This is a genomic window from Pseudomonas sp. BO3-4 (assembly GCF_034044115.1).
GTDB classification, from domain to species: domain Bacteria; phylum Pseudomonadota; class Gammaproteobacteria; order Pseudomonadales; family Pseudomonadaceae; genus Aquipseudomonas; species Aquipseudomonas alloputida.
Map to the genome: position 1 here is coordinate 567,292 of NZ_CP139018.1, position 12,872 is coordinate 580,163.

A 12,872-nucleotide genomic window follows, 5' to 3' on the forward strand; every position below is an offset into this window, starting at 1 on the left:
TTGAGCGATGGCTTTTTAATAAGTATCGAACTTTTCGATCTTAAGCCACCGTATACAGCCAGCCCACATCCCCCAACCTGCTGATACAATCGGCCCACGAGAAATTTCCTACTTATTCCAGGAGCACAACGTGCCCGTCGTCTTTGTTGCCGCCTCTAAACTCCCGACGCCCTTCGCGACCTTCACCATGCATGGCTTTCTCGACGAAGCCACAGGCCGTGAGCATGTGGTGCTCAGCCTGGGTGATATCGCGGACGGCCAGCCGGTACTGGGGCGCCTGCATTCCGAGTGTCTGACCGGCGATGCACTGTTCAGCCAGCGCTGCGACTGCGGCTCGCAGCTGGAAGCCGCGCTGCAGGCCATCGCCCGCGAAGGCCGTGGGGTGCTGTTGTACCTGCGTCAGGAAGGCCGTGGCATCGGCCTGCTGAACAAGATCCGCGCCTACGAGCTGCAGGATGGTGGCGCCGACACCGTCGAAGCCAACGAACGCCTGGGCTTCGCTGCCGACCAGCGTGACTACGCCATATGCCTGCCGATGCTCGAGCACCTGGGCGTGAAGTCGCTGCGTCTGATGACCAACAATCCGCGCAAGGTCAAAGCCCTGACCGACATGAACATCGTGGTTGCCGAGCGTGTGCCGCTGCACACCGGGCATAATCCGCACAACCGCTACTACCTGGCGACCAAGGCCGGCAAGTTGGGCCACATGCTGGGCAACGAACACCAGGGCGAGGTGCCCCAGGCGTGACTCGCGCCGAGGTCAAGCGGCGCCTGGCGCTGGCCTGGTGGCAGTACCTGGCGGTGGGCCTGGTGCCGCTGCCAGTCATGGCTTGGGCCTTTGGGGGCGGTGATGCACTGATCCCGGTGTTGGCCATGCCACTGTTCATCGCCGGTGCGGCCACCATGTTCCTCAGCCTGCCGCGCTTCGGTGCCTACAAGCGCTCACTTATCGCCACCTCAAAGGTGCTCGGCACGGGCGAAGAAGCCGCTGCCTGGATCGAACTGGCGCGGGTGCGGCGCATGGCCATGCTGTATGCCTGCTTCCCGGCTTGGGTCGCCGCACTGTCGGTGCTGGTCGGTCTGGAGGCAGTGCCGCAGATCCTCCTCGCATTGTCTACCGTTGTAGTGCTGTACCTCTATCGCATACCGCGCCAGCTGGGCTGATGCGACTGCTACCTGGCCTGCTGGCGTTGTTCGCCTGCACTGTACTGGCTGCAGAACCGCTGCGTGTCGTCAGTCTGGCCCCCTCGATGAGCGAGATCATGCTTGAGCTGCAGGCAGACGACCTGCTGGTGGGCGTGCTCGACGGTGGCGAACGGCCGGCTGCGCTGCGCCATTTGCCTTCGGTCGGGCGCCAAGGGCAACTGGACATGGAGCGCCTGCTCAGCCTGCGCCCCGACCTGTTGCTGCTGTGGCCAGGCAGTGTGCCACCGGCCCAGCGCGACCAACTCAAGCGCCTGGGTATGGCCACCTTCAGCGCCGAACCCCACGACATCAGCCAGCTGATCGAGCAGATCGAGGCCATTGCCGGGCGTATCGGGCGTGCCGAGCAAGGCCATTCCTACGCACGAGCCCTGCGTGAGCGGCTGCAGCAGCTGCGCCAGCAGTATCGGCGTGACGAACCCTTGCAGGTGTTTTATCAAGTCTGGGATCGGCCGTTGTACACGCTCGGTGGCCGACAGGTCGTGACCGACGCCCTGGCCGTGTGCGGGGCGCGCAATGTGTTCGCCGACCTTGGCCAGCCGGCGCCACAGGTGAATGTGGAGTCCGTGCTGCTGCGTAATCCGCAGGTCATCCTGGCAGCTGATGAGGCGCAACTGGCCAGCTGGAAGGCTTGGCCGCAGATTCGAGCGGTGGCTGATGGGCGCCTGCTGGTGGTGCCGGACAAAGGGCTGGAGCGCCCCAGCGGACAGATGATCGAAGCCACCGCCCGCTTGTGTGCGTTGCTGGACGCTAAAGCGCCGGTGTCCAGGTGATGCTGAAGAGCACAGTGCGGCCCTCTTCGCGGTAAGGGTGATACGCACCCTCGTAGCTATAAAGGGCGCGGCTGTAGCTGCGGTCCAGCAGGTTATCCAGCTTGGCTTCGAGTTTCAGTTCGTCGCTAGCCGCCCAACTGCCGCGCAAACCTAGCAGGCCATAGCCACCGATGCGGTTACGGTTGGCCTCATCGTCATAACTGCTGCTGACCGCCTGCCAGCTGGCACCCGCGCTGAAACGCCCGAACTCACGGTCCAGGTCCAGGCTCAAGGTGCGGCGGGCGCGGCGGGCGAGGGTGTGGCCAGTGTCGCGGTCGCGTGGGTCGATCAGCGCCAGGCCAAGCTGGCTGTGCCAGGCGCCCCATTGCTGCGCCAGCGCCATTTCCACGCCATTGATTCGTGCCGAGGCGACGTTACGGGGTATCGAGTTCTGGCCAAAGATGATCGCGTCGCGCAGGTCGGTGCGGTATAGCGAAGTCTCCAGCCGGCTCTCTGCAGTCAGCTGGCTGCGCCATTGCAGCTCGTAGCTTCTGGAGTGCTCTGGGTCCAGGTTCGGGTTGCTGAACTGTGGGTAATACAGGTCGTTGAACGTTGGCGCGCGGAAGCCTTCGCTGTAGGACAGCAGCACATCGTTGTGCGCGTTCAGCGGTACGGTCAGGCTGCCGCTCCAGGTGGTCTGGCCACCAAACTGCTGGTTGCGGTCATGGCGCACCCCCAGCTCAGTGGAAATCTGCTCGCCCTGGTAGCGGTGCTGGGCGAACACGGCACGGTTCCAGCGGCTGTCCTCAGTGAAGTCGGTACTGCCGTGTACGCGGTCTTCGTACCAGTCGCCACCGATCAATATGGTGTTCTGTTCGCCGAGGGCCAGGTCGTTCTGCCAGGTGGCCTGATCGCGATAGGTGTTGAACACGAAACGCTCAGCGCTGAGCTTGTCGCGTTTGTCGTCTCGGTTCTCGCCATGGGCCAGTTCAAGGCGTGAATGCCAGGTTTCGGTGACCTGAACGTCAACGTAACTGCCCAGGCTGCTGACGCTGAAGTCGGTGTAGGGTTGTTGACCGAAGCTCTCGAAGGTAACGGGGTCGAAGCCGCCGAACGGGTTGTCGTACTCGCTGCGCCCACGGCTGTCGAGCAGGTTCAGGCCGGCCTCGAAGCGCTCACCGAAGGTGTGGCTCAGGCTCAGGTTCAACGCCTTGTTGCGGTAGGCGTCGTGGTCACCATCGCTGGCGAAGGATGGCCCGGTCGAGTCGATGCCGGCAGTTTCGTCCAGGCTGGCGCCAAGGTTGAAGCGGGTCGTGTCGTTGCCGCCAGAAAGCCCCAGGCTGCGTTGGAATGTCTGGTTGCTGCCGGCGGCCATGCGCAGGCGTGGCTGCAGACCGGGGCCACTGCTGCGTCGGGTGAAGATCTGGATCACCCCGCCAATGGCATCGCTGCCGTACACCGCTGAGCGCGAGCCGCGCAGTACTTCGATGCGCTCGATCTGGTCGATGTCCAGAAACTGCAGGCCGCTGTCGCCCGAGGTGGCATTGGCGATGCGCACGCCATCGACCAGCACCAGGCTTTGCGCGGCCTTGGTGCCACGGATAAAGATGCCCGGCAGGCTACCACGGCCACCGGTAGGTGCCACTTGCACGCCCGGCACGCGGGAGAGCAGGTCGGTAACGCTGGTGGGTTGCAGGCGGTCGATGTCGGTGCGGGTGAAGACCGTGTTGGCAGCGCTGGTGGCGGTACGCGATTCGACCTGGCGGCTGGCGCTGATCAGCACGTCGGGGAGTTTGAGGGCGTCGTCGCGCTCAGCGGCCAGAAGGAATGTAGGGGCACAGAGAATCGTGGTACAGGCTAATTTTTTCATGGGCAGTTCCAAAGGATTTCCACAGCACTGTGCTGTCCCCGTAGGAGCGGGTTTACCCGCGAAAGGGCCGGGCCTGCAGGCCAATTTTCACCCGCCGTTCACCGTTGTTGCCGCTACCGTATTCGCGGGTAAACCCGCTCCTACAGTGATCCAGGGGGGCACACACTGGTAATTGGGCGCAGGCCATCGTAGGAGCGGGTTCACCCGCGAAAGGGCCGGTCCTGCTGGCCAATTTCCACCGCCGTTCAGCGTTGCCGCCGCTACCGTATTCGCGGATAAACCCGCTCCTACGCCCGATCAGGGTTGGACACACATCGGTGATTGGGCACAGGCCATCGTAGGAGCGGGTTTACCCGCGAAAGGGCCGGCCCTGCTGGTCAGTTTCCACCCGCCGTTCAGCGTTGCCGGCGCTACCGTATTCGCGGGTAAACCCGCTCCTACCACGGTGGTGGAAAACGCACCGGTGATTCGGCGCAGGCCGGCGTAGGCGCGGGTTCACCCGCGAAAGCGCCCTAGAGCCCGAGCTTGACCATGCGGGCCTTCACCGAAGCCTCGATCCCGGCCACATCCAGCCCGCACTCAGCCAGCATTTGCGCAGGCTTGGCATGCTCGACATAGATATCCGGCAGCCCCAGGTGCAGAAGCGGCTTGAGCACTGCCTGGCTGGCAAGGAACTCACCCACCGCAGCGCCCGCGCCACCCATGATGGCGTTTTCTTCAATGGTTACCAGCAGTTCATGGCTGCCTGCCAGCTCCAGCACCAGCGCCTCGTCCAGCGGCTTGACGAAGCGCATGTCGACCACCGTGGCGTTGATCTGTTCGGCCACTTGCATGGCCTCGGCCAGTTGTACGCCGAACACCAGCAAGGCCACTTTCTCGCCTTGGCGGCGGACCACACCCTTGCCGATCTCCAGTGGTTGCAGGTCACCGCTGATCGGCGCATTCGGGCCGGTACCACGCGGGTACCGTACAGCGGCCGGACCGTTGTACAGGTGGCCGGTGCTGAGCATCTTGCGCAGTTCGTTCTCGTCGCTGGGGGTCATCACCAGCATGCCCGGGATGCAGCGCAGGTACGACAGGTCGTAGCTGCCGGCGTGGGTCGGGCCGTCCTCGCCGACCAGGCCGGCGCGGTCGATGGCGAACAGCACGTCGAGGTTCTGCACCGCCACGTCGTGGATCAGCTGGTCGTAGGCGCGCTGCAGGAAGGTGGAGTAGATCGCCACCACCGGCTTGCTGCCCTCGCAGGCCATGCCGGCCGCCAGGGTCACGGCATGCTGCTCTGCGATCGCAACGTCGAAGTAGCGCTCAGGGTAGCGCTCGCTGAAGTCGACCAGGTCCGAGCCTTCCTTCATTGCCGGGGTAATGCCCACCAGGCGGTTGTCGGCGGCGGCCATGTCGCACAGCCACTGGCCGAACACTGCGGAGTATTTCGGACCGCTGGCTTTCTTCGGCGCAGCTGGCTTGTCGGCCGGCTCCAGCTTGGTAATGGCGTGATAGCCGATCGGGTCAATCTCGGCAGGGGCGAAGCCTTTGCCCTTCTTGGTCACCACATGCAGGAACTGCGGGCCTTTCAGGTCACGCATGTTGCGCAGGGTGGCGATCATGGTGGGCAGGTCGTGGCCGTCGATCGGGCCGATATAGTTCCAGCCCAGTTCTTCGAACAGTGTGCCTGGCACCAGCATGCCCTTGGCGTATTCCTCGGTGCGACGGGCAATTTCCCAGGCGCCTGGCAGTCGCGACAGCACTTTCTTGCTGCCTTCGCGCATGCTCGCGTAGGTGCGGCTGGAGAGGATCTTGGCCAGGTAGTTGGACAGGCCGCCGACGTTGCGCGAAATCGACATGTCGTTGTCGTTGAGGATCACCAGCATGTCGGCATTGACTTCCTGGGCGTGGTTCAACGCCTCGAACGCCATGCCGGCGGTCAGCGCGCCATCACCGATCACCGCGATCGACTTGCGTGCGCTGTTCTGCAGACGGGCAGCAATGGCCATGCCCAGCGCGGCGCTGATCGAGGTGCTGGAGTGGCCAACGCCAAAGGTGTCGTACTCGCTTTCGCTGCGGCGCGGGAAGGCCGCGATGCCGTCCTTCTGGCGCAGGCTGAGCATGCGGTTACGGCGCCCGGTGAGGATCTTGTGCGGGTAGGCCTGGTGCCCTACGTCCCACACCAGCCGGTCGTCCGGGGTGTCGAACACGTAGTGCAGAGCGATGGTCAGCTCGATCACGCCCAGACCGGCACCAAAGTGCCCACCGGTCTGCCCGACGGTGTAGAGCAGTTCCTGGCGCAGTTCGTCGGCCAGCGTCTCCAGGTCGGCTTCGGCCAACCGGCGCAGGCCGGCAGGCGTGTCAGCGCGGTCGAGCAACGGCGTGACCGGGCGTTCGCGGGGGATCTCTTGAAACGTCGTGGGCATCAGGCGAGTCGTTATAGGTGTGTGAAGACGCGGCAGTTTACCCCATTGTGGGAAAAGTGCCCATTCGACCACAGGTTACGCGGTCCCCTGTGGGGGCGGGTTTACCCGCGAATGCGTCGGCAAATTCAAGATCGCATTCGCGGGTAACCTGCTCCTACAGGGATCGGTGAAGCTGTTTAGTTACGGCGTTCGACGATGTAACGCGCCAAGGCCCGCAGCGGTTCGGCCGTTTCGCCGAACCCTTGCAGTGCAGCCAGCGCCTGGTCGCGCAGTTCGATTGCATAGACTTTGGCGGCTTCCAGGCCCAGCAGGGCCGGGTAGGTCGGTTTGTCACGCGCTATGTCTGCACCTTGGCGTTTGCCCAAGGTAGCAGTGTCGCTTTCCACGTCGAGGATGTCGTCCTGCACCTGGAATGCAAGGCCAATGGCCTGTGCATAAGTCTGCAGGGCATCCAGCTGCGCCTGTTCGGCACGGGCACTGGCCAGGGCGCCGAGGCGTACGCTGGCTTCGATCAGCGCGCCGGTCTTGTGCCTGTGCATGAACTCCAGCGCCTGCTGGTCCAGCTTCTGGCCCACCGAACCGAGATCGATCGCCTGGCCGCCAACCATGCCGGCCGGGCCGGCAGCTTTGGCCAGTACCTGAACCATGGCCAGGCGAATGCTGTCGATCTGAGGGCTCAGGCATGGGTCGAGCAGGGCACTGAAAGCCAGGCTCTGCAAACCGTCGCCCGCGAGGATTGCGCACGCTTCGTCAAACGCCTTGTGGGTGGTCGGCTGGCCGCGACGCAGGTCGTCGTCGTCCATGGCCGGGAGGTCGTCATGCACCAGCGAGTAAGCATGGATCAGCTCTACCGCGCAGGCTGCGCCGTTGGCTTGTTCGGCCGGGGCGCCCAAGGCTTCGCAGGCCGCATAGGCCAACAGCGGGCGCACGCGTTTGCCGCCGTTCATCACGCTGTAGCGCATGGCGGCGTAGAGGCGTTCCAGCTCTTTGCTCGGGGCGATGAACAGCGGTTCGAGGGCTGCGTCGACTCGGGCCTGGCAACTGGCCTGGTAGGTGCCAATCATGCTTCCGGCTCCGCGTCGAAGGGCTGGGCAGCCAGTTCACCGTCGCGCTCCAGCAGAATTTGCACCTTCTGTTCGGCCTGGGCCAGGGCGCCCTGGCAGTCACGGGTCAGGGCGATGCCTTGTTCAAAGGCGGCCAGCGACTCTTCCAGCGACAACTCGCCGTTCTCCAGGCGCTCGACCAGTGCTTGCAGGTCTGCGAGGGATTGCTCGAAATCGAGGGAGGCTTTTTTGCGGGCCATGGCGACTGTCTCGGTGGCATTCAGAACGGCGCGACACTAGCAGAGCGGGGCGGGGGGAGCAAACTTCCGGCAACTGCATCGGCTGATACAGACCGATGGAGGAGCGGCCCTGTGTCGCGAAAGGGCCGCTCTCACAAGGACCGCAAAGCGTCCCGGTTCGGTGGATCAGGCCGGCTCTGCTTCCCGTTCCAGCATCGCCTCACGGTACCGCGCCAGCTCCTCGATGGTCAGCACCGGCAAATTGTACTGCCGTGCATATACCGCCACCTGCTCGCCACGGGCCATGCTGCCATCGGGGTTCATCAGCTCGCACAAGACCGCTGCCGGGCGCAGGCCGGCCAGGCGCGCCAGGTCTACCGAACCTTCGGTGTGCCCACGGCGGGTCAGCACACCGCCATTGCGGGCGCGCAGCGGAAAAACATGCCCCGGGCTGACGATATGGCGCTGTTCGGCGCTGGAGCGCAGTGCTGCGTCAATGGTGGTGATGCGGTCCTGGGCGCTAACCCCGGTGGTGATACCTTCGGCCGCCTCGATGGTGACGGTGAAACCGGTGCCGTGGCGGGCCTGGTTGTTCTGCACCATGGGTGCCAGTTGCAGTTCGTCGACGGTGGCTTCGTCCAGGCACAGGCAGACGATGCCGCTGCAATCGCGAATCATCATGGCCATGGTCTGCAGCGTAATGTTCTCGGCGGCGGCAATGATGTCCGCTTCGTCCTCGCGGTCGTCATCGTCGAGCAACAGTACAGGGCGCCCGGCCTGGAAGGCGGCGATGGCGGCGGAAACAGTGGGAAATTGCGTGTGGTGCTGGGTGAACATGAAACGCTCCTCGTGAATGATCGATGAACGTCTCGGGGCGAACAAAATGCGCGCGCAAGGGCGCCCGGATGGCCCCTGCATGACGCCTTCTTTCATCCGGACTATGACCGTCGGCTCTGGAGTTGCACCAGATCTGCTGACCCCCGACATGGTCGGGGCGCTCGCGGGCTCATCTTTCGATTTACCGCCGGTGGGGACTTACACCCCGCCCTGAAGACCGACCCAGCATACAGCACAGGGCCACCCCAGTGGCAACCCGCGGTTCTACTACCTTCGACGAGACTTGCAGCAGTAACCATCTACCCCTTTGCACTTGCCGCAGCGCTTACCTTCGTGACGGTCACATTGGCAAACCTAGGAAACGAACCGTCATGTCCTCTCTCTATCCTTTTACCGATACCGATCTCCATCTCGCATTCAGAAAGGTCGTCGACACTTTGTTCGACAAGAAGCGCGACTACGTCGACGGCGTGCTCAAGCCCAAAATGCTCATCATTGCCGGTACACAAGGCTCGGGTAAGACGTACTTGCTGGAAAACACGCTGCTGAAGAGCGGGCGCTACGACAATTATGTTCGCCTTTACGAAACCCATTTTCGTGAACTGCACCCTCATTATCGGGCGATGGAAGACAAAGGCGTGCTGCATGTCTATGAACATACCGAGTCGTTCATCTGGCGACTGGGGGCCATGATTTGCACGTATGCGATGGAAAACAAATACAACATCATCATGGAGACCGCGCTCGACAGCCCTCATTTCGCTGATTTTCCACCTGAAGCCGCCCGGCAGGGCTATCAGAGCGAGGTCCATCTGATAGCGTGTCAGAAAGAGTTCAGCCACTGGTCGACCCTGGACCGTGTGGTCAACAGCGTTGGCAATCATGAGATCGAGCGTGTGGTCAGCCTGACGCAGATCGAAGAGGCGCAAATCAATGGCAGGTCCATCATCGATGCTTTCGAAAACGCCTGTATCGAGGTACCGGGTTCCGAAATCGTGATCTATCGACGTGGCCTGGAGACGGAAAAGAACAGCCTGCCGGTCTGTCACAGCACCTGTCCTGAAAAAGGGCTCCTCGTGCCCCAGCAGACCTACCAGGGCAGAGCATTCTTCCGCGGGGCAGACCTGAAGATCAACTTCAAGGTCCAGCGCAGTCCCCAGGCCGATTTCCCCTGTTCCTATATTCAGTATGCGCAGGTGGTGCATGCCGGCCTGCTGGGTTCGGAACACCGTCGGGCGATGGCCGAACTCAATTGCAAAACCCTCGGCCAGGCTCAGAGGCTGATGTCGCAGTTGCCTGTCGATGTCTACCGCGAGCTGTGCCTGTACGTGCTCAAGTACGCGCAACGTTGAGCCGGGCAGGCACAGGGCTGGTCACTGGCCAGACAAGCCTTCGATCACCCTGCGCAGGGAGGCGCCCAGCATGGGCCCATGCCCCAGACCCTCGAAGCGCTCAAAGCGCACGTCGAGGCCTTTGATCGCGGCCAGATCTGCCGCCAGTTGGCGCGCAGGCAACTCGTCGTTCTCGTGCGGCGAACCATGCGGGCTGGCGGGCTCCTGCCCGCCGCGCATCAGCAACAGGTGCGGGCGCGCTTCCCCCAGGCGTGAGGAAAGTCCTTGCGCCTCCCGGACAATCACACCATCGCGCCACCACAGTGACGGGCTGGCAGCAGCGTAAAGGCTGAATTCGCCGGGGCAGGTAAACAGTGCGTGAAGCACAGCCAGGCCACCATAGGAGTGCCCCCACAGCGTCTGTCGTTGCGGATCGATCGGCGCCACAGCCGACACCATCGTGCGCATGCGCCCGGTCAGAAGCTTCAGGAACGCATCGACCCCGCCGCTGGGCTGGCCGGTCAGCGGATCACGCTGCTGCACCTGCTCCGGCAGCGCCGGGGTATAGTCCAGCGTGCGGCCGGCCCTGTCGATGCGCAGTTCGGTCCGGTAACCCACCGCCACCAGCAGGGGCGCCTGGCCTGCGGCGAGCCTGTCCAGTTGCTGCTGATCCAGCGTCCCCAGTGCAGCATTCCCATCGAGCATCCACAGCACCGGGTATCCCGATGCTGGCGCTGGACGATTCGGCTTGCCAACCCACAGGCGGTAGTGACGCAGGCCATCGGCCGAGTCCAGATCAAGCTGGCTGAAGTGATAGGCCAGGTCCTGGCGCTGTAACACCGACGTGTCCATCTTCTGGTCATGCTCGGGCTGGGCCAGGACAAGAGGGGCCGCCAGGGCAAGTGCCAAGGCCAGCATCAGGGTCTTCTTGCTCATCGGGCGTCTCGTCAGGGCTTTGCAAGGAGCGCAAGGCTTGAGCGCCCAGATGATAACCAGTCCCGATCGAGCGTAAAGCGCATTAACTTTCTAAACAGTCTCAGGCCGCAGGCAAGGTCATGTGCAGGCACAGGCCCGGGTGCCCATTGCTGGCCCACAACCGCCCGCCTTGCAGTTCGATGGCGCGGCGGGCGATAGCCAGGCCCAGGCCGAAGCCTGCGCCACTGTCGGCCAGGCGCTGGTAGGGCTTGAAAATGCGCTCAAGGTCGGTATCCGGTACGCCTGGCCCTTGGTCGCTCAGGCGCAGGTGCCAGCATGCGCCCTCGCGCCAGCCATCAAGGCTGACCCGGCCTTCGGTCGGCGAGTGGCGAATGGCATTGCGCAACAGGTTTTCCAGGGCCTGGGCCAGACTGTCCAGATGGGCCTGCAGCAGGCAGTCAGTGCCAAGTGAACACGGCAGGCGCGCACGGTCCCAGCCGCTTTCGAAACAGACGTCCTCGCACAAGGCTTCCCACACGGAAAGCACCAATACCGGCTCGGTCGACAGGCTGGGTTGTTCGGTGTCCATCCACGCCAGGTCGAGGGTGTTTTCCAGCAACTTCTGCATGTCGGCCACCTCACGGTCCAGGCGCTCGCGCAACTGCGGCGGTGGCAAGTCGCTGTCATGGGCGATGCGCAGCCGCGCCAGCGGCGTGCGCAGTTCGTGAGACAGCGTGCGCAACAGCAGGCGCTGTTGCTCAAGGCTCTGGCGCAGGCGCCCGGCCATGTGCTCGAAGGCCTGAGCCAGTTCGCCCAGCTCATCACGGCGTTGCTGCAGGGGCAGGGCGGGGCTGTCCAGGTCATCGGCCCGCAGGGCGTCGGCGCGGTCGCGCAGGCGGTTCAGCGGCACGACAAGGTGCCGGTATAGCGCAAGGCCCAGCAGCAGGGCCAGCAGCGCGGGGGCAACGCCATGAGTCACCACATGGGTCCAGGGTGTCAGGCCTGTGGGTAGCAGCCGTTCGGGCAGTTGCAGCACCAGGCGGCCATGCTCGGGGTGTTGCGGAAATTCGATGCTGACGTATGGCAATTCATCCTGCAGGCGCCGGCTCATCGGCCAGTCGAGCTTGCGCATGAATGTCAGGTGGCTGGCTTCCTCGGCGCTCAGCGGGGTGATGCCAAGGCTCTGAAGGTGTGGACCTATCACGGCCACCCAGGTGTCCTCGGCCAGTGCCACCTGCTTGCGCCAGGCTTCGGTGCCGGCTGCGCCGTCCTGCTCCCACGCCTGTTCGGCCTGTTGAGCATAACGCGCCAGGTAGTCCTGGTCGGCCTGGGACAGAAAATAGGTACTGCGTTCCACCGAAAGGCCCCAGGTCCAGATGAGCCAGATCAGCAACAGGCAGAAGCTGACTTGCAGCAAGGCCAGTTTCCACAGCAACGGGTGGCGACGCATCAGGTCTGCTCCGTGTCGACCAGGATGTACCCTTGGCCACGCACGGCCTGGATCTGCAGGTGCTGGGCGTTGATGTCGGCCAGTTTGCGGCGCAGGTTGCACACATGCACATCCAGGCCTCGGTCCAGTCGGGTATAGGCCCTGTGCAGCACGGTCTGGTACAGGAAGGGCTTGCTCAACGCTTCGTCGGGGTGGGCCAGCAGCGTGACCAGCAAGCGGAATTCGGAAGCGGTAAGACCAGCGGCGTTGCCGTTGTGGATAACGTCCTGGCGGTCGTGGTCCAGCATCACCTCCCCCACGTCGGGACGCAGCGCCGTACCACGATCGAATGCCACGCGACGCAGCAAGGCATCTACCCGTGCGTCCAGCTCTGCCAGGCTGAAGGGCTTGGGCAGGTAGTCGTCTGCACCACGGGTGAAGCCGCTGATGCGATCCTGCTCGGCCCCTAGTGCCGACATCAGCATGACCGGCACGGCCTGCTGGCGGCGCAGGGCGTCGAGCAGGCTGAGGCCGTCGATGCCTGGCAGCATGATGTCCAGCAGCACCAGTTCAAACTGCGATTGCTGTATGGCATTCAGGGCCTGGGTGCCGCTGGCGCAGGCGTGCACCTGGAAACCGCGGTTGCGGAAATGACGGTCCAGGTCCTGAAGCAGGCGTGGGTCGTCTTCGGCAAGGAGAAGTGAGGTGGGCACGGCGAGCCTTGATGAGAACTTTTATCAGTTGCGAATCATCCCACTGGCTGCAGGGAAAGGGCAACGCCTTGATGTGTTAAGAAGGTTAATCCTGCTGCACCCTGGTTTTCGCTCCGGTATCGTTCGCAAAAA

12 protein-coding genes and 1 riboswitch are annotated in these 12,872 nt (G+C 63.5%); of the genes, 4 read left to right on the top strand and 8 right to left on the bottom strand.

Going from position 1 to position 12,872, the window contains the following annotated elements:
• Positions 1–130: 130 nt before the first annotated feature.
• The 3 genes from ribA to REH59_RS02615 are packed head-to-tail and all read left to right on the top strand — an operon-like array spanning position 131 to position 1,976.
• Positions 131–748, top strand: coding sequence for a GTP cyclohydrolase II (gene ribA, locus REH59_RS02605; protein ID WP_003255389.1), 618 nt, complete (start codon positions 131–133; stop codon positions 746–748).
• Positions 745–1,164 (top strand): hypothetical protein, encoded by a 420-nt coding sequence (locus tag REH59_RS02610; protein ID WP_014860923.1) that lies wholly within the window; start codon positions 745–747, stop codon positions 1,162–1,164. The genes ribA and REH59_RS02610 overlap by 4 nt, the downstream gene beginning before the upstream one ends.
• The gene (locus tag REH59_RS02615; RefSeq protein ID WP_014860924.1) at positions 1,164–1,976 is read left to right on the top strand and encodes a cobalamin-binding protein; all 813 of its coding nucleotides are present in this window, start codon (positions 1,164–1,166) and stop codon (positions 1,974–1,976) included. Before REH59_RS02610 ends, REH59_RS02615 begins: the two co-directional genes overlap by 1 nt.
• Here REH59_RS02615 and REH59_RS02620 read toward each other — a convergent pair.
• From REH59_RS02620 to ribB, 5 genes are all read right to left on the bottom strand, one after another.
• Positions 1,954–3,825 (bottom strand): TonB-dependent receptor domain-containing protein, encoded by a 1,872-nt coding sequence (locus tag REH59_RS02620; RefSeq protein ID WP_128573747.1) that lies wholly within the window; start codon positions 3,823–3,825, stop codon positions 1,954–1,956. The two genes, REH59_RS02615 and REH59_RS02620, sit on opposite strands and share 23 nt — an antisense overlap.
• A 512-nt stretch (positions 3,826–4,337) precedes the next feature.
• A complete protein-coding gene (gene dxs / locus REH59_RS02625) occupies positions 4,338–6,233 on the bottom strand; it encodes a 1-deoxy-D-xylulose-5-phosphate synthase (RefSeq protein WP_014862075.1) in 1,896 nt (631 codons plus the stop codon).
• Positions 6,234–6,409: 176 nt separating this feature from the next.
• On the bottom strand, positions 6,410–7,297 hold the full coding sequence (gene ispA, locus REH59_RS02630) for a (2E,6E)-farnesyl diphosphate synthase (protein WP_014862077.1): 888 nt from the start codon (positions 7,295–7,297) through the stop codon (positions 6,410–6,412).
• Complete coding sequence (locus REH59_RS02635) at positions 7,294–7,536, bottom strand: exodeoxyribonuclease VII small subunit (protein ID WP_003255380.1); 243 nt, start codon at positions 7,534–7,536, stop codon at positions 7,294–7,296. The genes ispA and REH59_RS02635 overlap by 4 nt, the downstream gene beginning before the upstream one ends.
• Positions 7,537–7,701: 165 nt before the next feature.
• Positions 7,702–8,352 carry a 3,4-dihydroxy-2-butanone-4-phosphate synthase gene (gene ribB / locus REH59_RS02640; protein ID WP_003255379.1) on the bottom strand — a complete coding sequence of 217 codons (651 nt, stop codon included), beginning with the start codon at positions 8,350–8,352 and terminating at the stop codon, positions 7,702–7,704.
• An 80-nt stretch (positions 8,353–8,432) separates the two neighbouring features.
• A riboswitch (FMN riboswitch) is annotated at positions 8,433–8,574 on the bottom strand.
• A gap of 149 nt (positions 8,575–8,723) precedes the next feature.
• Here ribB and REH59_RS02645 point away from each other — a divergent pair.
• Positions 8,724–9,704 (top strand): zeta toxin family protein, encoded by a 981-nt coding sequence (locus tag REH59_RS02645; RefSeq protein WP_012051064.1) that lies wholly within the window; start codon positions 8,724–8,726, stop codon positions 9,702–9,704.
• A gap of 21 nt (positions 9,705–9,725) precedes the next feature.
• Here the strand turns inward: REH59_RS02645 and REH59_RS02650 are convergent, their stop codons facing one another.
• The 3 genes from REH59_RS02650 to REH59_RS02660 form a co-directional block, all read right to left on the bottom strand.
• Positions 9,726–10,619, bottom strand: coding sequence for an alpha/beta hydrolase (locus REH59_RS02650; protein WP_014862078.1), 894 nt, complete (start codon positions 10,617–10,619; stop codon positions 9,726–9,728).
• Positions 10,620–10,719: 100 nt separating this feature from the next.
• Positions 10,720–12,048 carry a HAMP domain-containing sensor histidine kinase gene (locus tag REH59_RS02655; protein ID WP_003255374.1) on the bottom strand — a complete coding sequence of 443 codons (1,329 nt, stop codon included), beginning with the start codon at positions 12,046–12,048 and terminating at the stop codon, positions 10,720–10,722.
• On the bottom strand, positions 12,048–12,740 hold the full coding sequence (locus REH59_RS02660; RefSeq protein ID WP_012051067.1) for a response regulator transcription factor: 693 nt from the start codon (positions 12,738–12,740) through the stop codon (positions 12,048–12,050). Before REH59_RS02660 ends, REH59_RS02655 begins: the two co-directional genes overlap by 1 nt.
• Positions 12,741–12,872: the final 132 nt, after the last annotated feature.